Source organism: Rufibacter sp. XAAS-G3-1, from assembly GCF_013623775.1.
In the GTDB taxonomy this organism is placed as follows: Bacteria; Bacteroidota; Bacteroidia; order Cytophagales; family Hymenobacteraceae; genus Nibribacter.
In genome coordinates this window covers 75,783-97,439 of record NZ_JABFAM010000008.1, presented here as the reverse complement: position 1 = coordinate 97,439, position 21,657 = coordinate 75,783, and the positions used below count along the sequence as shown (strand labels likewise).

General features: G+C 52.3%; 16 protein-coding genes. 6 read left to right on the top strand and 10 right to left on the bottom strand.

Going from position 1 to position 21,657, the window contains the following annotated elements:
- Window positions 1-4: 4 nt before the first annotated feature.
- Both HHO50_RS10735 and HHO50_RS10730 read left to right on the top strand, forming a co-directional pair.
- Entirely contained in the window at window positions 5-997 is a 993-nt protein-coding gene (locus tag HHO50_RS10735; protein ID WP_181306024.1) for an NAD(P)H-quinone oxidoreductase, read from the top strand.
- Window positions 998-1,162: 165 nt separating this feature from the next.
- Complete coding sequence (locus HHO50_RS10730; protein ID WP_181306023.1) at window positions 1,163-2,041, top strand: hypothetical protein; 879 nt, start codon at window positions 1,163-1,165, stop codon at window positions 2,039-2,041.
- A 268-nt stretch (window positions 2,042-2,309) separates the two neighbouring features.
- Here HHO50_RS10730 and metG read toward each other — a convergent pair whose 3' ends face one another.
- From metG to HHO50_RS10710, 4 genes are all read right to left on the bottom strand, one after another.
- Entirely contained in the window at window positions 2,310-4,355 is a 2,046-nt protein-coding gene (metG, locus tag HHO50_RS10725; RefSeq protein WP_181306022.1) for a methionine--tRNA ligase, read from the bottom strand.
- 503 nt (window positions 4,356-4,858) lie between these two features.
- Window positions 4,859-5,212 carry a hypothetical protein gene (locus HHO50_RS10720; RefSeq protein ID WP_181306021.1) on the bottom strand — a complete coding sequence of 118 codons (354 nt, stop codon included), beginning with the start codon at window positions 5,210-5,212 and terminating at the stop codon, window positions 4,859-4,861.
- Window positions 5,213-5,222: 10 nt separating this feature from the next.
- Window positions 5,223-5,528, bottom strand: a complete 306-nt coding sequence (locus HHO50_RS10715; protein ID WP_181306020.1) for a hypothetical protein — start codon at window positions 5,526-5,528, stop codon at window positions 5,223-5,225.
- A 63-nt stretch (window positions 5,529-5,591) separates the two neighbouring features.
- Complete coding sequence (locus HHO50_RS10710) at window positions 5,592-6,416, bottom strand: DUF3050 domain-containing protein (protein WP_181306019.1); 825 nt, start codon at window positions 6,414-6,416, stop codon at window positions 5,592-5,594.
- 531 nt (window positions 6,417-6,947) lie between these two features.
- Here HHO50_RS10710 and typA point away from each other — a divergent pair.
- A complete protein-coding gene (typA, locus tag HHO50_RS10705; RefSeq protein ID WP_181306018.1) occupies window positions 6,948-8,747 on the top strand; it encodes a translational GTPase TypA in 1,800 nt (599 codons plus the stop codon).
- 756 nt (window positions 8,748-9,503) lie between these two features.
- On the opposite strand, the gene HHO50_RS10700 is transcribed toward typA, so the two are convergent.
- On the bottom strand, window positions 9,504-10,574 hold the full coding sequence (locus tag HHO50_RS10700; protein WP_181306017.1) for an oxidoreductase: 1,071 nt from the start codon (window positions 10,572-10,574) through the stop codon (window positions 9,504-9,506).
- Window positions 10,575-10,973: 399 nt separating this feature from the next.
- Between HHO50_RS10700 and HHO50_RS10695 the strand changes: the two genes are divergently transcribed.
- Together HHO50_RS10695 and HHO50_RS10690 are read left to right on the top strand one after the other, a co-directional pair.
- The gene (locus tag HHO50_RS10695) at window positions 10,974-11,165 is read left to right on the top strand and encodes a cold-shock protein (RefSeq protein WP_062542753.1); all 192 of its coding nucleotides are present in this window, start codon (window positions 10,974-10,976) and stop codon (window positions 11,163-11,165) included.
- A gap of 298 nt (window positions 11,166-11,463) precedes the next feature.
- Window positions 11,464-12,360, top strand: coding sequence for a polysaccharide deacetylase family protein (locus HHO50_RS10690; protein ID WP_181306016.1), 897 nt, complete (start codon window positions 11,464-11,466; stop codon window positions 12,358-12,360).
- 272 nt (window positions 12,361-12,632) lie between these two features.
- On the opposite strand, the gene HHO50_RS10685 is transcribed toward HHO50_RS10690, so the two are convergent.
- Both HHO50_RS10685 and HHO50_RS10680 read right to left on the bottom strand, forming a co-directional pair.
- Window positions 12,633-13,802 carry a PLP-dependent aspartate aminotransferase family protein gene (locus tag HHO50_RS10685; protein WP_181306015.1) on the bottom strand — a complete coding sequence of 390 codons (1,170 nt, stop codon included), beginning with the start codon at window positions 13,800-13,802 and terminating at the stop codon, window positions 12,633-12,635.
- 408 nt (window positions 13,803-14,210) lie between these two features.
- Window positions 14,211-14,633: an OsmC family protein gene (locus tag HHO50_RS10680; protein ID WP_181306014.1), complete on the bottom strand. Its 423-nt coding sequence runs from the start codon at window positions 14,631-14,633 to the stop codon at window positions 14,211-14,213.
- A gap of 56 nt (window positions 14,634-14,689) precedes the next feature.
- Here HHO50_RS10680 and metX point away from each other — a divergent pair, with 56 nt between their 5' ends.
- Window positions 14,690-15,745 (top strand): homoserine O-acetyltransferase, encoded by a 1,056-nt coding sequence (gene metX / locus HHO50_RS10675; protein WP_181306013.1) that lies wholly within the window; start codon window positions 14,690-14,692, stop codon window positions 15,743-15,745.
- 202 nt (window positions 15,746-15,947) lie between these two features.
- On the opposite strand, the gene HHO50_RS21555 is transcribed toward metX, so the two are convergent.
- The 3 genes from HHO50_RS21555 to HHO50_RS10660 form a co-directional block, all read right to left on the bottom strand.
- Window positions 15,948-17,453 carry a TSUP family transporter gene (locus tag HHO50_RS21555; protein WP_181306012.1) on the bottom strand — a complete coding sequence of 502 codons (1,506 nt, stop codon included), beginning with the start codon at window positions 17,451-17,453 and terminating at the stop codon, window positions 15,948-15,950.
- A 468-nt stretch (window positions 17,454-17,921) separates the two neighbouring features.
- Entirely contained in the window at window positions 17,922-19,601 is a 1,680-nt protein-coding gene (locus tag HHO50_RS10665) for an NADPH-dependent assimilatory sulfite reductase hemoprotein subunit (RefSeq protein WP_181306011.1), read from the bottom strand.
- Window positions 19,602-19,933: 332 nt separating this feature from the next.
- Window positions 19,934-21,649: a sulfite reductase flavoprotein subunit alpha gene (locus tag HHO50_RS10660; protein ID WP_181306010.1), complete on the bottom strand. Its 1,716-nt coding sequence runs from the start codon at window positions 21,647-21,649 to the stop codon at window positions 19,934-19,936.
- Window positions 21,650-21,657: the final 8 nt, after the last annotated feature.

Here is a 21,657-nt window from a genome sequence, read left to right as displayed (position 1 = left end):
CGCTATGAAAGCAGTAGTCATTACCCAACCCGGCACGCCGGAAGTGCTACAGATACAGGAACGCGCCACTCCTTCGCCAGAGGCCCACCAGGTGTTGGTGCGGGTGCACGCCGCCGGAATCAACCGTCCCGACGTGGCGCAGCGCAAAGGCCATTATCCGCCGCCCGCCGGGGCTCCCGTTGATATACCTGGCTTAGAAATAGCGGGCATTGTTGAAGCCAGCGGAAAAGAGGTGGAAAGCTGGAAACCCGGAGATGCCGTCTGTGCCTTGTTGCCCGGTGGTGGCTACGCCGAATATGCGGTGGTAGATGCCCGGCACTGTCTGTCTCTGCCCCAGGGCTGGAGCTTTGAGGAAGCCGCCTCGCTGCCCGAAACCGTTTTCACCGTCTGGCACAACGTCTTCCAGAGAGGCCACCTACAACCCGGCGAGACGCTGCTGGTGCACGGCGGAAGCAGCGGCATCGGGATTACGGCCATTCAGTTGGCGAAGGCCTGGGGCGCAAAAGTGTTCGCGACGGCGGGCAGCGCAGAAAAGTGCCAAGCCTGCGAGAAACTGGGCGCTGACCGGTGCCTGAACTACAAAACCCAGGACTTTGAGGAAGAACTGAAAGCCGAGGGCATAGACGTGATTCTGGACATGGTGGGCGGCGACTACATCCCCAAAAACCTGAACCTGCTCAAACCAGACGGTCGTTTGGTGTTCATCAACGCCATGCACGGCACCCAGGGTACGTTTGATGTACGGCAGGTCATGCAGAAGCGCCTCACTATTACCGGCAGCACCCTGCGCCCCCGCGACCCAAACTTCAAAGCCTCCCTCACCGCCGACATAGCACAGCGCGTTTGGCCCCTGCTACAAGCCGGAAAGTTTACCCCCGTGCTGTACAAAGTATTTGATTTAGAACAGGCCGCGCAAGCCCATGCGCTCATGGAAAGCAGCGAGCACATTGGAAAAATCGTGCTGAAGGTAAGCGAGGGCGGCAGTTCTAAACCCTAAGTCCAGAGATAGAGTAGAGAAAGAACGCTTTCTGGTTTTAGGCCGGTTTTTGGAAAATCAGCCTAAAACCAGAAAGGGGTTTTGGTTTGTGCCGGTAGTGCCTGGGCACGCCGCTTTACTTTCTGGGCCTATCGTCTAACTTATTCCTTTTTGTACCTTCGTTGCATGAATCTACTGTTCCTTACGTTTGGCCCTAACATCAAAAACCACTACCAGGCGAACTTCGCTATTCTGTCGTTTTTGCCGCACCAAAAGGAACTGTCTTCTATCTACGTCTTCACAGATTATCCGCAGTATTACCAGCATTTAGCGCAACAGGTACAGATCATCAGCATTTCTGAGGAGCAGCTCACCGCCTGGAAAGGCCCGCACAATTTCTTCTGGCGCGTGAAGATCAAAGCCATTGAACAATTGATCCGGCAGCACCCAGACCATGCGGTCATGTACTTAGACTCTGACGTTTTCCTGTACCAGAACCCTCAGAATTTACGGGTACAATTGATGCAAGGGGCCGCCTTCATGCACCAGATGGAAGGCAAACTCTCGGCCTTGAAAAGCAAGACCGAAAAACGGATGTGGCAGCAGGTGAAAGGCATGGACTTCGGCAGATTCATGATAACCGAGCGTCACCAGATGTGGAATGCCGGGGTGGTCGCGCTTCCTCCCCAACAAAACCTGGCGGCCGTTACCTTGGCCCTGGAAGTCTGCGACAAAATGTGCGCCCAGGAAGTGACGCCCCGCCTGATAGAGCAATTCGCTCTTTCTGTTGCCTTGGAGGAAACCTATAAGTTGCAGGAGGCCAAACCCTGGCTGGCGCACTATTGGGGCAATAAGGACGAGTGGAACGAACACATTAGCCAGTTCTTCCTGGAATCGCACCTGAAAAAATGTACCGTAGCGCAGGAAATAGCCCGCATCCAGGAGTTTGAGTACAAGCATCTGGCCTTGCGTAAGCGCAACAAGAAAACCCGTGCCCGGTTAATCAATGTCATTGACCGCCTGTTTCCGCCTAAAGAACAAGTGTTCATTGAAGGTAAAGGCTAAAAGCAAAATGCGTTTTCAGCCCATTTTTACCAAAACAGGCTGAAAACGCATTTCACACCCAATTACCCTGATTGGTCTTTTTTCGTATTCGCCGTTGCTGGTGCTTTTTCTACTCCGTTCAGTTTAATGGTAGTTTTGAGAGGGGAACCGCTAAAGGATTGTTGGTGATAACACCAACAACGGCACGGAACACCAACCACGGCACGAAATGCGTTTTCAGCCCATTTTTACCAAAACACGCTGAAAACGCACCTTAATTCTTTAATTCCTACGACACTCCGCCCCCGTTCACCACCGGTTTGGAGGGTTGCATAAACGCCAAAGAACCATCGGCGTTCTCGGCCATCAGGAGCATGCCTTGGCTCACGATTCCTTTTATCTCGCGCGGGGCTAAGTTCACCAGCACACTTACTTGCTGCCCAATAATCTCCTCGGGGTTGAAGTGCTCGGCAATACCGCTCACAATGGTGCGCTGGTCAAGGCCGGTGTCTACTTTTAATTTTAGCAGCTTTTTGGTTTTGGCAACTTTCTCCGCTTCCAGAATAGTCCCTACCCGGATGTCAATTTTAGAGAAATCCTCAAAGGTGATGTCTTCTTTGGCGGGCGCGGCTACGGCGTTGGCCAGTTCGTTTTCCTTCTTGGTATCCAATAGTTTCTGCACCTGCGCCTCCATCACGACATCTTCAATCTTCTCAAACAGAAGCGCGGCTTCGCCGATGGTGTGCCCAGCCGGGAGTAGGTCTGGAGAACCGGCTTCGTTCCATTTACCGGCGGTGTACTGTAGCATGTTGGCCAGTTTATTGGCTGTTTCCGGTAAAAACGGTTCAGACAGAATAGCCAAACTAGCAGAGATCTGCAGCGCGATATTCATAATGGTTTCCACCCGCGCGGCATCGGTCTTGATCAGTTTCCAGGGCTCCGTGTCGGCGAGGTATTTGTTCCCGAGGCGGGCTAGGTTCATCAGTTCACCTAAGGCTTCTTTGAAGCGGTACAGTTCCAGGGAGAGCGCAATCTTCTCGGGGAAATCAGCCAACTGGGCCAACACTTCCTCATCATACGGGGCTAAGGCACCGCGCTGCGGAACAGCACCGTTGTAGTATTTGTGGGTGAGCACCACCGCGCGGTTGATGAAGTTCCCGAAGATGGCCAACAGCTCGTTGTTGTTGCGGGCCTGGTAGTCTTTCCAGGTGAAGTCGTTGTCTTTGGTTTCTGGGGCATTGGCGCAGAGCACGTAACGCAGCACATCGGCTTTGCCGGGCAGGTCTTGCATGTACTCGTGCAGCCACACCGCCCAGTTGCGGGAGGTGGAGATTTTGTTGCCTTCCAGGTTCAGGAATTCGTTGGCCGGTACGTTGTCGGGGAGCACGTAGTCGCCGTGGGCCTTGAGCATGGCCGGGAAGATGATGCAGTGGAACACGATGTTGTCCTTGCCAATGAAATGCACCAGCTTGGAGTTTTTGTCTTTCCAGTAGGTTTCCCAGTCGGGTGTCAGGTCTTTGGTAGCGGAGATGTACCCGATGGGCGCATCAAACCACACGTAGAGGACTTTTCCCTCGGCACCTTCTACCGGCACGGGCACGCCCCAGTTCAGGTCACGGGTGACGGCGCGGGGCTGCAGGCCCTGGTCAATCCAGCTTTTGCACTGGCCGTACACGTTGGTTTTCCAATCGCCTTTGTGGCCTTCCACAATCCACTCGCGCAGCCAAGGCTCATACTGGTCTAAGGGCAGGTACCAGTGTTTGGTTTCACGCAGCACGGGTGGCTCGCCACTCAAAGTGCTTTTTGGGTTGATGAGGTCGGTGGCGTTCAGAGACGTTCCGCAGCTTTCGCATTGGTCGCCGTAGGCATTCTCGTTGCCGCACTTGGGGCAGGTGCCCACAATGTAGCGGTCAGCCAGGAACTGCTGGGCTTTCTCATCGAAGTACTGCTTCGTGGTTTGCTCAATGAATTTTCCTTCGTCATACAGCTTACGGAAAAAGCCGGAGGCAATCTCGGCGTGCGTCTTGGACGACGTGCGGGAATAGATATCGAAGGAAATGTTGAAATCTGCAAAGGAGCTTTTAATCAGTTCGTGGTATTTGTCTACGGCCTGTTGCGGCGTGATGCCTTCCTTCTTCGCTCTGATGGTGATAGGAACGCCGTGCTCGTCTGACCCGCAGACAAACTTCACGTCGCGGCCGCGCGAACGCAGATACCGCGCATAGATATCGGCGGGAATGTACACGCCGGCCAAATGCCCAATGTGCACAGGGCCGTTGGCGTAGGGCAAGGCCGCGGTAATGGTATATCTCTGTGGGTAGGTTGTCTGGGCCATATTCTTTCTTTGAAGAGGCAAATATAGCGAAAATGCAGGGAGGTTTTGTTTCGCTTGTTTTCCTACTCTATACGGCTGCGGCTCAGAAGAAGGCTTGGATTTATACGCTGTGCTTGCCGCTGTACTTCTTTGTTATTCGAGTTATTCTGAATTCGCTCTTCCATCCATCACAAGGCATTATACTTTTGCTGTGCGTAGAGCGCTGCCGCTAACTCTACGCACTTCGTGGACGGCCAATACTCCTGATTGGCGAAACGGATAAGTTGATTGGCTAAAAGGATGGCTTATGGGAGAATCCCCTCCCAGGAGGGGATGGGGTGGGTTGTTTCCAGGCTGCTATCTGAAAATCATGGCGGAAACGCAGTGGGAGAAAAAGCTCCCCTCCTACTTTAGGAGGGGCTGGGGGTGGTTACACAGCTATAAAACAAACCACCACCGTCTTTTAGAAGACAGTGGTGGTTTGATGGTCTTTTCCAGAAAACAGCCTTGAAACGGCTCTCCTCTTATTGCCCGGTGGTACCTACTGTTGGTGGCATGGGCGGGCGCCGGATGGTATCTGGTGCTACCGGTGCTCTTCCGGGAAGTATTTTCTGGCTTCTCACGGCTGGGGTATGGTTACCGGGCGAGTTGGGGTTACGGTCTTCTATGTTCTTTTTCTGGTTCACCTGGCTGGACTGGTTGTTCATGTCGCGCGCGGTGGGCGTGACCCGGTACGTGCGTTGCGGTTCGGTCACTTCCAAAGCCGGGCTGTCTCTGGATGAGGTACAGGCCACGGCCAAAGCGCCCCATAGAAAGCAACTCACCATGACAGACGTTTTCCGCCCCTTTTTCTCAAAACTCCTCCAAAACGTCTGCATGGTCTATGGCTTATCTGGCGTTGCTTTGGCTTAAATCTTCATCTTCCAACTCCTGCACCGCCTTGTAGCCTACGGGGGTTAACCGCAGGCCGGCGGGGTCTGGCGTGGCGTAGCCTTGGTTGCGCAAATGTTCTTCGGCCCGTTTCTGTACGTCTTGGTAGTGGAGCTTTTCGTCTTCCTGGTGCAGGAACGGGTAGATCTCGTTCCAGCCTAGTACTTCCTCGGCTTGGGTGCCTTTGGTTTTGAAGGCTTTCAGAATAAGGTAGCCGGTGTTCTCAATGTTCTCGCTGTTGGAGCTAAGGTTCTCTAAATCCATAGTTGTGTGGGTTAAGGTCTGTGTTTTACAGTACGCAACCCACAGGTAAAGGATTTAAGCCGCTTAGTAGCGCCGGATCTTAGCGAGAATGCCATCCCACAGGTGTAGACGCATCTTCTGGCAGGCCACGGCTTCCTGACGGCACTCTTCCCACTTATGTTCGTCCTGGCCGCACAGTTCGGCTACCATTTTCATGGCCAGCGGCGAGTGCACCTCATCGTCTAGGTGGATGTGGCGATCCATGTAATACTGGAACGTGTCTAACGTGCCCGGGTAACGGCGGTTCATGTCTCCAATGAGGCAGCGGAACATGTCTGGAATCACGTCTTCGCGCCCGAAGGTAAAGGCGGCGGCGATGCGGTGCGCCTGCCCGCTCTCTATGATCTGAAACGTATGGCTGACGAACTCTTTGGTGTGGCCCGGCACCGGAAGAGTCTCCAGTTGGGTAAACACTGATTTGCCCTGGTGCAGGCCGGCCATGAACTCATGAATCAGGCGGGTATCGGCGCCGCACTCTTCCATGGCCCGCACGTAGAGCTCAAAGTGGCTGATGGGGTTTCCCTCGGGGTCCACGTCGGTTTCTTCTTCCAGCACAATCTCATTGATGAGCCTGCGGTTGGCAGGGCTGCCGTGGGGTGTCCAGGGCACGTCTACGCAGGTAAGGTGGCGTTGCAGGCTCTTGAGCAGGCTCATGAAATCCCACACGGCGAAGATGTGGTGCTCCATAAATACCCGCAGGTCGGCGAGGTCATAGATGGACTCATAGAGGGGGTGTTGCATGAGCGCCTCACGGTGCGGGCGTAACTCCTGCTGCAGTCCTTTTATTTTTTCCTGATAAAAAGGCAGAAGCGTGGGTGAGAATCCGGTTTTCTCCAAAATGACAGGCATAGTAGTATGGGTATCGTTTTAAGTATAGACAAGTACACCGCGGATTTTCCTGCACAGGCCTCCAAACATCACTTCTCCCGCAGAATTCTTTCAGCAAGTAAAGGTACGCCTGGAACCGGAGATTACGCAGAAAACAGACGTTCGTTTTAATCTTATTTTATCTAATATAGTCCTAGCAACCGTTCTTGCTTTCTTTGGGGTTTCAAGGCGAAAAACCGGCAGAAATGAGCCAGGAAATCTAGCAGCACAGAAGATGCTTGAGTCCTGTGCAGGCAGAAGGCCGCTTCTAAGAAAAGGGCAAGAAGTGAGGTTTTTGGTTTGAGCAAACGGCAAGGAATAGGAACTGCTTTCTGTTGCTTTCCCTCCTACTTCTACCGCGCCGAACGCCTTCACAGGAACTTAGTGGACTACCCTTCTGTTGCATCAAATAATCAAATACCCGTAAGTGGTTGGGCAAAAGGGCTTTTTCATAAAAAGTATAGAAAAAACTAAGAAATCCCCTACCTTTGCGGACTGAAAATAACCTCTTGAATGCAAAGTATCCGCAACATCGCGATTATTGCCCACGTGGACCACGGTAAGACCACGCTGGTAGACAAAATTATCCACGCCTCAAAAATTTTTGACGCCCACCAACACTTCGACGACCTCATCCTGGACAACAATGACCTGGAGCGGGAGCGCGGCATCACCATCGTTTCCAAAAACGTATCGGTGCGTTACAAAGATGTAAAAATCAACATCATTGACACGCCTGGTCACGCCGACTTTGGAGGGGAAGTGGAGCGCGTACTGAAAATGGCCGACGGGGTTCTTTTGTTGGTAGATGCCTTTGAAGGCCCTATGCCCCAGACCCGTTTCGTGCTAGGCAAAGCCGTACAGTTAGGCCTTAAGCCGATTGTGGTGGTAAACAAAGTAGACAAAGAAAACTGCCGTCCGGACGAAGTACACGAGATGGTCTTCGACCTGATGTTCAACCTGGACGCTACGGAAGACCAGTTGGACTTCGTGACGATCTATGGTTCCAGCAAAAACGGCTGGATGAGCACCGACTGGCAGAAACCAACCGATAACATCACGCCTCTTTTAGATGCGATCATTGACGTGATTCCGCCGGCCCCTTCAGAAGAAGGCACGCCGCAGATGCAGATCACTTCTCTGGACTACTCTTCTTTTGTGGGCCGTATCGCGATCGGGCGCGTAAAACGCGGTACCATCACCGAAGGTGCCAACATGAGCCTTTGCAAGCGCGACGGTTCTATCAAGAAAGTGAAAATCAAAGAACTTCAGGTGTTTGAAGGCCTGGGCCGCGTGAGTGTTCCCGCTGTATCTGCTGGTGAAATCTGCGCCGTAACGGGTATTGAAGGCTTCGAGATTGGCGATACCCTGGCTGACTTCGAGAACCCAGAGCCGTTGGAGCGCATCTCTATTGATGAGCCTACCATGAACATGCTGTTCACCATCAACAACTCTCCTTTCTTCGGGAAAGAGGGCAAATTTGTAACATCGCGTCACTTACGTGACCGTTTGTTCAAAGAGATGGAGAAAAACCTGGCGCTGCGGGTAGACGAAACTGATAAGGAAGATACCTTCTTAGTATACGGACGTGGTATTCTCCATTTGTCTGTCTTGATTGAAACCATGCGCCGCGAGGGCTACGAATTACAGGTAGGCCAGCCGCAGGTGATCTTCAAAGAAATTGACGGCCAGAAACATGAGCCAATGGAACACTTAGTAGTGGATGTTCCTGAGGAATCTGCCGGTAAAGTGATTGAACTGGTAACGCAGCGTAAAGGTGACCTGACCATCATGGAGCCGAAGGGCGACTTGCAGCACCTGGAGTTCAACATTCCGGCCCGTGGTTTGATTGGCCTGCGTAACAACGTCTTGACTGCTACCGCTGGTGAGGCCATCATGAACCACCGTTTCCAAGCCTATGAGCCGTTCAAAGGCGCTATCCCGGGCCGCATCAACGGTTCTTTGATTGCCATGGAGACTGGCCCTGGTACTGCTTACTCTATTGACAAACTGCAAGACAGAGGCGTGTTCTTTGTGGAGCCCGGCGAAGAGGTGTACATGGGTCAGGTAATTGGCGAGCACTCTCGTCAGAATGACTTAACGGTGAACATCCAGAAAGGCAAGCAGTTGACCAACATGCGGGCCTCTGGTTCTGACAACAACGTGAAGATTGTTCCTAAGAAACAATTCTCGCTGGAAGAAGCCATGGAGTACATCCAGAAAGATGAGCTGTTGGAGATCACGCCAAAGAGCATCAGAATGCGGAAAATCTACCTGGATGAGAACGAGCGTAAGCGCTGGGGAAACAACTAAGGACTAGAATTCTCTGATAATATAAAAAGGCCTTACTGCTATAGCGGTAAGGCCTTTTTGTTTTCGACCTGTTTTTTAGAAAAAGGAGCGAAAAGCCGCCTCTCACTCCCGCTAGCCTTCTAAAGGATGCATTCTGTTTCAGGGTCGTTTTCAGGAAAACAGGCCTAAAACGTGATGAAAACGGGGGTAATGTTTCTCCTCCTTTCCAGGATTCATCTTCAACGCCAGGGGTTATTCCCTTTCCAGAAGGGGTACTTTCGCTCATAATAGTCTCCTCTTAGGAGCTCAGGGAAATATTGGCTACGTTCCACGCGTCCTTCGTGCATCTATCTAAAACCACTGTTTACAGCTAATTCAAGACTATCGGTTTTAGGCGAAGCATTCATCTTTCCGTTAGGAGGGGAATACGCCTTTGCAGGGGAAAGGAATGCGTGATAGAGACAAGGCATGCCTTGTCTCTACGGGTTCTATTATCACCGCTTCTGCTACTTTCCCAGTTCCAGTCTTCCCCGAGCGCGCCTCGCTTTTGGCCCTAGATAAACACCAACTAAGAGAGGCAGACCTCACAGGCCGAAAGGGCAGTGCGAGAGGGGAAGACGGGGCCCCGCGGCCGTGAGCGCTTAGCGGAAGCTATGAAACAATACAGCACTTGCACCCACGCAAAAAGCAGCCAAGCCAAAGGAACAGCAAACTGCATGCACCTGCCATTACCCCAGAGAAGCCAGTTTGAAGCACAGAAAGGAACCAAGAAGGATATCAACCAAAAGGAATCGTTCGTTTTTCCTGGCTGCTTTGCATAATTAACTCCACCACCTTGATCACGTCACGGGCTTGTTCGGGTTTTACGGCCAGAGCTACCTCTCCCCTGATCGCTTGATTCACGTTTTCATAGAAACTGCGGTAGTGGCCAGTCTCGCTTTCAATCTTGCCCATGAAATGGAGACCCTGATGTTCCGTATTTAGATGGCCCCAGATGTCTTCCGGCTCCACGCCCCAGTTTGGGGTCTGGTGCGGAAGCAATCCATCGTTCAGGGCTTTTTCCTGCACGTCTAGTCCGTATTTCAGGAAGGAGCCTTGGTTTCCGTGCAGGGTGTACCGGGGACTTAACTCCCGCACCAGCAACCCCGCCGACAACGTCACCCGCAGGTTGTCATAGTACAGCGTCGCCTCAAATTTATCGGCTACGGGACTTTCCGGCCGCTGGATTCTGACATCGGCGGAGATTTCCTGGGGCAATCCGAACAGGACGAGCGCCTGGTCTATCAGGTGCGAACCCAAGTCATAGACAATGCCCGCGCCGGGTGCGGCTTCCTCTTTCCAGGTATTCCCTTTGAGTGCCGGACGGAACCGGTCAAACTGCGCTTGGTACTCTACCACATGGCCCAGCACTCCGCTGGCGAGCACTTTCTGCACCGTCTTGAAATCGCTGTCCCACCGGCGGTTCTGGTAGACCGTGAGCAGTTTCTGTTGCTGCTGCGCCAGTTGGATCAGTTCATCGGCCTCAGCCACCGAAGGGGTAAACGGTTTCTCTACCACTACATGCTTGCCGGCCAGCAGCGCCTGTTTTGCCAAAGAATAGTGCGAGGTATTGGGCGTTGCCACCACCACCAATTCAATTTGCGGGTCATGGATGATGTCATTGGCCTGGCTGGTGATCTGCGCCTGCGGGTAGCGGTTACGGGCAATCTGGAGGTTCTCTTCCCGTGACTCCCGTATCTTCACCAGTTCCAGGCCGTCCACCAGATGAATGAAAGGTGCATGGAATATTTTACCAGCCATCCCGAACCCAATGAGCCCTACTTTAATGGTTTTCTGTGTTTCACTCATGTACTTTGCTTCTTAAATGAATGGGATAGTACTCTTTTTGACATTTTATTCCAATTTAGTACTTACCAGAATTTTCATATACAGCACCAATGCGTGCTTTTTGTGGCAAGATGACAAAAGCCTTACATCTCTATCAAAGTTGTACTGGTGCGGCTAATCTTCTTCTATTATTGAATAGTTTAGAATGAAATTAGAGCAAAACCTAAAATCAAATATCTTATTTACAGCCTTTTGATTTTAAAATCTTACAATTTCAACCTTGCTTCCAAGTCTCCCTTTTACTTGAATTCAGGCCTCTGGTGAACATTCAGACACATAGTAGCGTAAATATACTTTATCTAAAAGATCAGAATGTAGATTTAAATCGCTACATTTGTTTATTATAATATTATCACATTAATGAAAAACGGTAAAGTAAAATTCTTTAATGATTCCAAAGGATTTGGTTTCATCAAAGACGCAGACTCCAATGAGGAGTATTTCGTACACGTGTCTAACCTAGTGGACGAAATCAGAGAAAACGATGAAGTAACTTTTGAGCTGAAAGAAGGCCGCAAAGGTTTGAACGCGGTGAATGTGAAACTTGCTTAAGTTTTAATATACATCAGTCCTCCAAAAGGGCCTCACCTGAAGTGAGGCCCTTTTTGTTTGATGTAACTCTGGCGGAAGCCAAACAAACCTGTGCTTCCTGCGGCTCATCTAATCTGCCCACCCCTTTGGCGTCTTCCTTTTCGGCTTGTTTTCCGAAAAACAGAGGTAAAACAGAGGCCAGATTCGGCCAGATTCAGTAGCTTACAAGTAAAATAAGCCTGGTGCCGTCAGCCTCTTCCAGAGAGCCTCAGAAGACGGGCAGGCTTTACCCGTAACAGACATTCCTTTTTTAGTACGTATGCCCTTTACCAATTTAGGCGGCCGGTGTTTTGTGCTCGCTGCCCTCAGCCTAGGTCTATTTGCCTGTTCTACGCCAGAAAAGAAAACAGAACGTGCCGCTGAGGCCTCGTCTACCCCCGTGGTAGAGGCCGCCGCCAATACTCCGCCAGCCTCTACTCCTGTGACCAAAACCGCCATTGAGGAGGCGGTTCCGGCGTCCGCCGAAGCCATTCTGGCCCGTAAGCAGGTTCCCATTCTGTGTTACCACCAAATACGGGAATGGAAAGCAAGCGACGGCAAAGTGGGAAAGGACTACATTGTGAAAGTGGCCGATTTCAAGGCGCAGCTGAAGATGCTCGCCGACAGCGGCTATCATACCATTTTACCCGACCAGCTTCAGGATTACCTCACCAAAGGAACGCCGCTGCCCTCCAAGCCTATCATGCTCACCTTTGATGACACCAAGCTAGACCAGTACACCGTGGCTAAACCTGAGTTGGAGAAATACGGCTTCAAAGGCGTCTTCTTTATCATGACGGTTTCCATAGGGAGGCCCAACTACATGACCAAGGCCCAAATCAAGGAACTGTCAGATGCCGGCCACGTGATCGGGTCGCACACCTACGACCACCACAACGTGAAGAAGTACGAAGACAAAGACTGGATCACGCAGATTGAGAAACCTACCAAACAACTGGAAGCCATCACCGGAAAGCCTGTCAAATACTTCGCCTACCCGTTTGGGTTATGGAGACCAGAAGCCATTCCTGAGCTGAAGAAGCGCGGGTTTGACGCGGCGTATATTCTAGCTACCAAACGCGATCCGCAAGACCCGTTATTCACCATCCGGCGCATTATTGCCAGTGGCTATTGGAGTACCAAAGGCCTGCACAACAGCATTGTGAACAGCTTCTAGGCTGTAGTTGTCAGTTATTACCAGTTTGTAGTTGTCAGTTATTAGTTGTTAGGATAAAAAGTAAAGCCTGATTCTGGATTGTTTTTTGGAAAACAGGCCAGAATCAGGCTTTTAAGCTTTGGGACAGTCTAAAGCCCACTTATGGCGCAGAAGTAAATCCGCGCCATAAGCAAACAATCCCTTTTTGAAATTAAAAAGCGTTTCGGGCCTATTTTCTGAAAAACAGGCCCGAAACGCTTTTTTACTAAAAACTGACAACTAACAACTACAGCCTAGCACTTCTCTAGCGCCTGTAAGATATCGCTCAGGATATCATCAGCGTACTCTAGCCCCACGGAGATTCTGATTAAGCCGGGCGTGATGCTGACGGCTTGCCGTTCTGCTTCGGTGAGCTTGGCGTGGGTGGTGCTGGCGGGGTGCGAGGCGATGCTGCGGGTGTCTCCCAGATTGGCGGTGAGCGACATGAGTTGCAGGCTGTCCAGGAATTTGCGTCCGCTTTCCAGACCGCCTTTCAGTTCAAAACAGAAAAGACCGCCACCGTTTTTCATCTGCTTTCTGGCTATTTCATAGCTTTTGTGCGAGGGCAGGAACGGGTACTTCACCCAGGAGAGTTTGGGGTGGTCTTGCAGTTTGGTGGCGATGGAAAGGGCATTGGCGGCGTGGCGCTCCATGCGTACATCCAGCGTCTCCAGGCTTTTGCTCAGCACCCAGGCATTGAACGGCGATAAAGCGGGGCCTGAGCTGCGGCAGAACAGGTAAATGTCTTTGATCAGTTCTTTTTTGCCTACCACTACCCCGCCCAACACGCGCCCTTGCCCGTCAATCCACTTGGTGGCCGAGTGTACGATAAGGTCTGCGCCGTACTGGATGGGGAGCTGGTTTACGGGCGTGGCGAAGCAGTTGTCTACGTTGAAGATGATGTTGTGCTGCTTGGTGAGTTTACCCGCCGCTTCCAGGTCAATGATGTCCAGCCCCGGGTTGGTGGGCGTTTCAAGGTAGAACATCTTGGTATTGGGCCTGATGGCCGCTTCCCACTCCTCGGGCTTGTCTGCGCTAACGTAGCTGTACTCAATGCCGTACTTGGGCAGGTACTTGGTAATGATGGTGTGCGTACTCCCGAAGATGGAGTTACAGGCCAGCAAATGGTCTCCCGCTTTCAGCAAAGCCATAAAGGAGGCGAACACCGCACTCATCCCCGAGGCGGTTGCGTATCCGGCCTCGGCACCTTCCAGGGCACACATCTTATCAGTAAACTCCTGCACCGTGGGGTTGCTGAACCGGCTGTAGATGTTGTCATCGGTCTCATCGGCGAAGGCGGCGCGCATGTCCTCGGCGTTCTCAAACTGGAAACTGCTGGTCAGGAACATGGGCGTGGCGTGCTCCATCTCATTGGTGCGCGCTGTCTGTATTCTTATGGCCTTGGTAAGCGGATGGTAGTCCATTTTGTAATGTGCTAATTTTTTGATGTGCTCATGTGCTCTTTTAGGGATCACCTCAGCGCCAACTATTTGGTGCTTTTTTTGCTACTCTAGCTTCCCTTTTCTACGCTAGAAGATACTTCCCCTCTGCAGGGGCGGAGGGGGATGTTCACACCTGCGGGGCACGCAGTTCAGAAGCTACTGGCGCAGACGCTCGCAGGCCTAAAGACGCTACGAGGTCTTTGGGATGAGCGGCCTTAGGGAGACCTCACAGGTTTTGGAAACCTGTGAGGTCTGAATACATTCCTGTTTTCAGCCTGATTTCCCAAAGATAGCCTATAAACCCTTCATAGGAATTCCCCTCTTGGGAAGGGCTAGGGGTGGGTTTCATTTTCCCAACTCAGGACTCAGAACTAAAAACTCAGGACGTAGTTACGCAGTAACTCTAACCTCCCACGTGATCTCTGCTCCGGCCCTTCTCAGCGTCTCGGCCACAGAGCAGTATTTCTCCATGGAAAGTTCACAGGCCCGTTCGGCTTTGGGTAAGTCATGGGGGCCTTGCAGCTCAAACACCACGTGTATTTTCGTCCACAAGGCTGGTTCTTTGCCGGTTTCGCGTTCGCCGGTAATGACCATTTTAAAGCCGGTCAGCTCTTGCCGCTGCTTTTTCAGGATCATGGCTACATCAATGCCGCTGCAACCGCCTAAGGCCATCAACAGCATTTGCATGGGGCGTACGCCAAAGTTTATGCCGCCGCTCTCGGGGCTGGTATCAGTGGTGATGACGTGGCCGTTCGCGTCTCGGGCCTCGAAGCCATAGTCGCCGCCCACGCGGTTCATCTCAATTCTTATCATTTTTATTACGGTTTTACGCCTTTGAACCTTTACTTTGTAAAAGATAAAGGTACTACATGAATTATTTTCAATACACCCAACCTTTTGAATTAGAAGGGGGGCAAATACTTCCAGAAATCACCGTTGCCTACCACACCTTTGGTACCCTCAACGCAAATAAAAGCAATGTGGTCTGGATTTGCCATGCTCTTACCGCTAATTCTAACGTGTTGGACTGGTGGGACGGTATAGTAGGGGAAAGTAAGGTCATTGATCCTGAACAACATTTTATTGTCTGCGCCAACATTCTGGGCTCCTGCTACGGCAGCACCGGCCCTCTAAGTATTAACCCTGAGACCCAGGAATCTTATTATACAACTTTCCCACAGGTCACCATCCGGGACATGGTGAAGGCACACACGCTGCTGCGCGAGCATCTGGGGCTGGAGAAAATTCATATCTTGGCCGGAGGCAGCATGGGAGGTTTCCAAGTATTGGAATGGGCTATTGCCGAACCGGAGGTAGTGGAAAACCTGTTTCTATTGGCCACCTCGGCGGCCGAAAGCACCTGGAGCATCGGTATCCACACCACGCAGCGCCTCATGCTGGAGGCAGATGGCACCTGGGGCGAACCAAGCCCCACCGCCGGCAGCAAAGGCCTCAAAGCCGCCCGCGCCCTGGGCACGCTCACCTACCGCAATTACCAAATCCTGGCCCAGAACCAAACCGACCCTGATCCCGAGAAGCTGGACAATTACCGCGTGTCTTCTTACTTAGAATACCAGGGCGACAAACTGGTGGCCCGTTTCAACGCGTACAGTTACTGGTTTCTGACCAAAGCGCTGGACAGCCACCATCTGGCCCGTGGCCGAGGTGGCTGTTTAGAGCCTGTTTTACAGAAAATACCGCAAAAAACGTTGATCATTGGCATCAGCAGCGATATTCTTTGTCCGGTGCAGGAGCAGCAATTTCTGGCGCAGCATCTGCCTAACGCCACTTACGTGGAAATCGACTCAGACTATGGCCATGACGGGTTCATTATTGAAGGGCAGAAAATTTCGCAGCACTACGCTGCTTGGCTCGCAGAGGTAGTGAAAGCCAATCCGGTATCTGGTGCCTTTTTAACGGCGTAGGGACAGGTCGCTACCTGCCCTAATCCGGTTCCAGCTACCAATACCTTTTCTCCTAATCAATAGTGTTGCATGCTGCATTTTTTCATAGCGGCGGCAGCTTTCTTCGCCAGCGCCCTTGGACAGGTCGCGACCTGTCCCTACGAGTCAACAATGTTTATAAAAACCTGAAAAGCGTTTTGCGCCTGTTTTCCCAAAAACAGCCTTAAAACACCCCTACCGCCTTCAGCAGAATCCGGAGGCTCCAAATGATGACCAGCGAACCTACGGCAATGAACATGGTTTTCATGGGCAGCCGCCCGGCCAGACGGGCCGCTATAGGGGCCGCCATCAGGCCGCCTACAATCAGCCCCAGAATGATGTGCAGGTGACTCATGCCCAGCATGGCGAAGAACGTGATGGAACTGGCCAGGGCCACAAAGAACTCGGTGATACTGACGGAACCGATCACAAACCGCGGGGTGCGGCCTTTGGAAATTAGCGTACTGGTCACTAGCGGCCCCCAACCGCCGCCGCCAAAAGAATCCAGGAAACCGCCGGCCCCGGCCAGCCAACCCGCTTTTTTAATCTTCTTCCGCTCTTTGTTCTTCCGGAAGGCGGTGTAAAGGATTCTCCCCCCCAGAATAAGCGTGTAACAAGCCAGAATAGGCCGCACATACCCCGCGTACTCCTCCCCCACCACCGACAGCAGATAGGCGCCCAGCACCGCTCCTATTACCCCCGGAATCAGTAATACTTTGAAGAGCTTCCTGTTCACGTTCCCTACCTTGTAGTGGTTGTACCCCGAAGCCCCGCTGGAGAACACCTCGGCGGTATGGATGCTGCCGCTGATGGCGGGCAGGTTCACCCCCAATGACATTAGAATGGTGGTACAGGTAACGCCGTAGCCCATGCCCAGTGCCCCGTCTACCATCTGGGCGGCAAAACCGGCCACAATCATCCAGTAGAAAAGCGGGTCTAGGCTTTGGGAAAGGTGAACCGCTTGCCCTACGGCCTCCTGCACCGGCACAAAAGAGGAAAGTACAAAACCCAGCAGCGTAAAGACAAGAGCGAGTACAACGCCCAGCGCCACTAACTTTTTGGGGCCATTGGCTATGCTTTGTTTCGGCTTGCCGGGCTTGGCCGCCATCACTTTGGTAATGTCATTGAGTTGGGTCACCTTGGCCGCGAAATCCCCTTTCAGGCGGTTCCTGATTTGCTGCAGGTTGTCCAGCACCTGATCCAATTCCTCAGGCAGGGTTTCATTGAACGTCTCTTTCAGGCGCTTGGCCATGGTGGGCGATTTGCCGTTGGTGGAGATCGCGATTTTGAGGTTGCCTTTCCGGACAACGGAACTCAGGTAAAAATCGCAGAGATCGGGGGTGTCGGCGACGTTCACCAGTTTGCCCTGGCGTTTGGCTTCCAGGCTGATGGCTCGGCTAGCTTCACGGTCGTTCACGGCAACAATCACAAGATCGGCCCCGGCCACATCTTCCGCACTGAAGGCTTTAGGGATTAAGGCAATGTTGTGGTTTTCCTGGGCTAACTGCAGCACCGCCTCATTGAATTGGATAGCCACTACTTTGATGGTGGTTCTGGGGGAATTCTGCAGCAAAGCCGTCAGTTTCTCCAGGCCCACGTTGCCTCCCCCAACTACCAACACGCACAAATGCTCCAGCTTCAGAAAAACCGGAAACAATTCATTTTGCTCTTTAGTAGTGGTAGTGGTCATAAATGGTGGTGGTGGTGGTAGTATGAACGATGGAAACTCAGGGGAAGACCTAATCAAATGTTCCTGGGCTGTGGTGCGTACTTCTTCGGGGTAGCCGAATCTGTCTAACAGAAGCATGGGGAGTGTTCATCTGTTAGATCCTTGAAAAACATTTATACCCCGAAATTAAGTAGCGGGACAAATGAGGCTATCTATTTTGTCCTCCTGAAAGGATCTTGTGGGCGGACTGGAAAATCTGTCATAAACGCCCTTGCCGTTCGCCACCGAGATCCTTTCAGGAGGACAAGGAGAATGGATACATAATTATTTCTTACTTCCGCGCCATAGATGCCTTAGTTGTAATCTCATCCATAGGCACAAGTCTCCTAACTCAGGCTTATGTTTTTTTAAACCTGTGAGGTTTTAGAAACCTCACAGGTTTACGTTTCGGGGCTGTTTTACAGAAAACAGCCTTGAAACGGTTATTTACTAATTCAATAACGTGCGGTACGCGAAATCTCCAAAACGCTCACCTGCTACTCGGTTTTGCTTGAAAGACGCGAAAGCGGTGTCAAGCTCTTGTAGAATCTCGGCTTCGTCCAGGTTTTCTTTGTAGAGTTTGTTCAGGCGCTGGCCTTGCTCATCACCACCCAGGTTCAGGTTGTAACGGCCCGGGGCGGTACCCACAAACCCGATTTCAGAGAGAACCGAGCGGCCGCAACCGTTAGGGCAGCCGGTCATTCTGATGATGATTTCCTCCTCTTGCAAGCCGTGGTTCGCCAGTACTCCGTCAATCTTGGTGATCAATTCCGGCATATACCGTTGGGCTTCGGCTAAGGCCAGCGGGCAGGTTGGCAGCGCCACGCAGGCCATCGCGTTTTTACGCACCGGGGAAGCCGCCTGGGTGTGCGGGATTACCTGGTGTTTTACCAAAATCTGCTCAATTTCGGCTCTGTCTTCGGCGGTGATGTCGCTCAGGATCACGTTCTGGTTACAGGTAAACCGGAAGTTGGCTTTGCCGGTCTGGGCAACCTCCAACATAGCGGTTTTCAGGGCCACGTTGTCTAGGTCTGTGATGCGGCCGTTTTCTACGAACACCGTGTAATGGTGCAGGCCATTGTAACTCTGCGCCCAGCCATAGTGGTCAATACGGGTCTTCAATTCATACGGACGTGCCGCCTCCAAGGCGAAACCGGTGCGTTTCTCTACCTCCTGGCGAAACACGTCTGGCCCCATGTTATCTACGGTGTATTTGAGGCGGGCCAATTTACGGTCTGCCCGGTTCCCGAAATCGCGTTGCACGGTCAACACCTCATACACGGCTTTGAACAGCTTCTCGTCAGATTCCTGGGTGCTCACAAACCCGATCTCCGTAGCCAGCCGCGGATAAGTTTCTGCGTTGCCGTGGGTAAAGGACAGCCCACCGCCAACGGCAAAGTTGAAGCCTTGCAGTTCATTGTTCTCAATGATGGCAATTAGCCCCAGATCCTGGGCGAACACGTCTGAATCATTGTTAGGCGGTATCACCAGGCCAATCTTGAACTTGCGGGGCAGGTACCGGTCTTGGTACAACGGGTCTTCCTCCTCTACCTTGTCGTAGATTTTCTCCTCATCCAGCCAAACGTCATAGTAAGATCTGGTTTTAGGCAACAGGTACTCACTGATGCGGTCGGCGTACTGGTAGATTCTTTCGTGCAGCGGCGACTCCAGGGGGTTCGCACTGGCCACCACGTTCCGGTTCACATCGCCGCAGGCAGCAATAGAATCAAGCCCCACCTGGTTGAAGGCTTTGATGGTGGGTTTGGTTTTTGACTTCACAATGCCGTGCAACTGCAAGGTCTGCCGCGTGGTGATTTTGATCACGCCCGTAGAATTCTCGCCCGCAATGTTGTGCGTGGCAATGTACTGCTCTGGGGTCAGGAAACCGCCGGGCAACCGCAACCGGATCATGAAGGAGTATAGACGCTCCAGTTTCTTGCTGGCCCGTTCCTCGCGCCGGTCGCGGTCGTCCTGCATGTACATGCCGTGGAACTTCACCAGCGCCGTATCATCTTCCCGGATTGCCCCGGTGATTTCGTCTTTCAGGCTCTCCTTCAGCGTGCCGCGCAAGCCTTGGCTGATCTCTTTTATTTTCTCTATAGGAGATAAGTTCTTTTTCTCAGTTGACATGGTAACTGGTGTTTATGGTGGAACAGGATTGCCCCTGTTGAGTTCTGATTTTCTGCTTTAGGTCTGTTTTCAGGAAAACAGGCCTAAAACCACAATTATGAACTACTTCTTCGTCCCCCTTTGAAGAGGGTAGGGGGATGATTACGCGTGCTGATCATGGCGTTCCCCGAGATCATTATCCGTTGCTATGAAACAACTGCTTTGGAGTTCTTCCAGCGCCTTTGTCATCCCCCTACCCCCTCAAAGGGGGACGAAACGCGTGTTTTCGCAAGTTGCAAACTTGCGCCATGGTTGCTCCAAGTCTCAACCTTGAAGCATGTACAGCATGTGCTTTAATACACGTCTTTCAGGTAGCGGCCTTCTTCTTTCATTTGCTCCAGGTACACGGCGGCTTCCTCGGGGGAAGAACCGGCACCTAGCCCGATGATTTGCAACAGGGTGTTTTCTACGTCTACGCTCATGGGGTCTTTGGCCCCGCACACGTACACGTACGCGCCCGAAGTAAGCCACTGGTAGAACTCTGTCGCGTTTTCCAGCATCTTGTGCTGCACGTATACTTTCTCTTGCTGGTCGCGGGAGAAGGCGGCGTTGAATTTGGTGAGGGTACCGGTCTCGTACCAGTTCTGGATTTCGGTCTGGTACAAGAAATCCGTTGCGAAATGCTGGTCGCCGAAGAAAAGCCAGTTGCGGCCCTCGGCCCCGGTGGCATCGCGCTCGGCCAAAAACGAACGGAACGGGGCCACGCCGGTGCCCGGCCCGATCATGATTACGTCTTTCTCTGCGGCCGGCAACTTGAACTGACTGTTCTTGTGGATGTAGAATTCCAATGGTTGGCCTTCTTTCTGCTCTGACAGGTAATCTGAGCAATGGCCGCACAGCAACTCCTCGTTGATTCTGAACTCGTCGCGAGCCACCGTCACGTGAATTTCACCGGAGTGCGCCTCCAACGAGGAAGAGATGGAATATAGTCTGGGCGCGATTGGTTCCAGAATTTGCAGTACTTCTTTGAACTGCTCGGTGTCCTTTACCGGGTAAATTCTAAGCAAATCCAACAGGTCAATGCGGGTAGCCGGAATGTCTTGTTCCACTACCTCGGCGTATTTCTTTACTACGCGCTCTGGCAGGAACGTGATGTTCAGTTTGTCGTGCAGCAGCTCGCGTACGGTAGATTCACTGTTGCGGTGCGTCACTTTTTCGTCCGGCGAAATACCGGTGACTTTCAGGATGGCCTCAATGGTAAACGGCCGGTTCTTTGGAACCACGCCCAAGGCATCGCCGGGCTCGTAGGCTAAATCCTCGGCCTCCATCTCAATGTGGTGCGTGAGTTTGTTGGAGCCCACATCGTTCAGGATGATATTGGTGAGAATGGTGCCGTTGTAGATTTTCTTGCCCGCTTTTTTGACGGGAGCCGGTGCGGCGGCCGGGGCCGAAGCTGGAGTGGCCGTCTGGTTCAACGTCTGCAATACGCTCTGGAACCAGGCATTGGCTTCATCTTCGTAATCCACGTCGCACTTCTGGATGGGCACCAAGGGGCTGCCGCCTAAGCGTTGCAGTTGAGTATCAACGTCTTCGCCGGCTTTGCAGAACAGCGGGTAGGCCGTGTCACCCAAAGCCAGCACGCTGTACTTCAGTTTAGGCAGCTTTTTATCGGTTTGGTGCACGTAGTCGTAGAACTTCTGGGCCCCGGCGGGCGGATCTCCCTCGCCCTGCGTGCTGATGACGGTTAAGAAGTATTCCTCCTTTTCCAGGTCGTTCAGGCGGTATTGGTCTAGGCTGACCACCTTGGCGTTGATACCAGATTTCTTGGCTTTGCTTGCCAGATCTGTGGCTACGCGCTTGGAGTTACCAGTCTCAGTACCGTAGGTAATCGTGATTCGGCCCACGGCAGGTTTCGGGGCTTCGGCCACTGCACCCGCCGCGGGAGCCGAGGCCATTACGCCCTGTGATGAAATAAGCCCCGACAAATAACCGCTCATCCAAATCAATTCATCTTTGGAGGACTGATTCACCAGTTCTTGCAAGGCCTTTAATTTAGCTTCTGCTAACATAATATTGA

Bases quoted from the DNA above. Each gene is read 5' to 3' on its own strand.
- HHO50_RS10715 (WP_181306020.1), bottom strand. From the start codon at position 5,528: ATGGATTTAGAGAACCTTAGCTCCAACAGCGAGAACATTGAGAACACC.
- HHO50_RS10680 (WP_181306014.1), bottom strand. From the start codon at position 14,633: ATGATAAGAATTGAGATGAACCGCGTGGGCGGCGACTATGGCTTCGAG.
- typA (WP_181306018.1), top strand. From the start codon at position 6,948: ATGCAAAGTATCCGCAACATCGCGATTATTGCCCACGTGGACCACGGT.
- HHO50_RS10710 (WP_181306019.1), bottom strand. From the start codon at position 6,416: ATGCCTGTCATTTTGGAGAAAACCGGATTCTCACCCACGCTTCTGCCT.
- HHO50_RS10700 (WP_181306017.1), bottom strand. From the start codon at position 10,574: ATGAGTGAAACACAGAAAACCATTAAAGTAGGGCTCATTGGGTTCGGG.
- HHO50_RS10685 (WP_181306015.1), bottom strand. From the start codon at position 13,802: ATGGACTACCATCCGCTTACCAAGGCCATAAGAATACAGACAGCGCGC.
- HHO50_RS10660 (WP_181306010.1), bottom strand. From the start codon at position 21,649: ATGTTAGCAGAAGCTAAATTAAAGGCCTTGCAAGAACTGGTGAATCAG.
- metX (WP_181306013.1), top strand. From the start codon at position 14,690: ATGAATTATTTTCAATACACCCAACCTTTTGAATTAGAAGGGGGGCAA.
- HHO50_RS10720 (WP_181306021.1), bottom strand. From the start codon at position 5,212: ATGCAGACGTTTTGGAGGAGTTTTGAGAAAAAGGGGCGGAAAACGTCT.
- HHO50_RS10695 (WP_062542753.1), top strand. From the start codon at position 10,974: ATGAAAAACGGTAAAGTAAAATTCTTTAATGATTCCAAAGGATTTGGT.
- HHO50_RS10690 (WP_181306016.1), top strand. From the start codon at position 11,464: ATGCCCTTTACCAATTTAGGCGGCCGGTGTTTTGTGCTCGCTGCCCTC.
- HHO50_RS21555 (WP_181306012.1), bottom strand. From the start codon at position 17,453: ATGACCACTACCACTACTAAAGAGCAAAATGAATTGTTTCCGGTTTTT.
- metG (WP_181306022.1), bottom strand. From the start codon at position 4,355: ATGGCCCAGACAACCTACCCACAGAGATATACCATTACCGCGGCCTTG.
- HHO50_RS10735 (WP_181306024.1), top strand. From the start codon at position 5: ATGAAAGCAGTAGTCATTACCCAACCCGGCACGCCGGAAGTGCTACAG.
- HHO50_RS10730 (WP_181306023.1), top strand. From the start codon at position 1,163: ATGAATCTACTGTTCCTTACGTTTGGCCCTAACATCAAAAACCACTAC.
- HHO50_RS10665 (WP_181306011.1), bottom strand. From the start codon at position 19,601: ATGTCAACTGAGAAAAAGAACTTATCTCCTATAGAGAAAATAAAAGAG.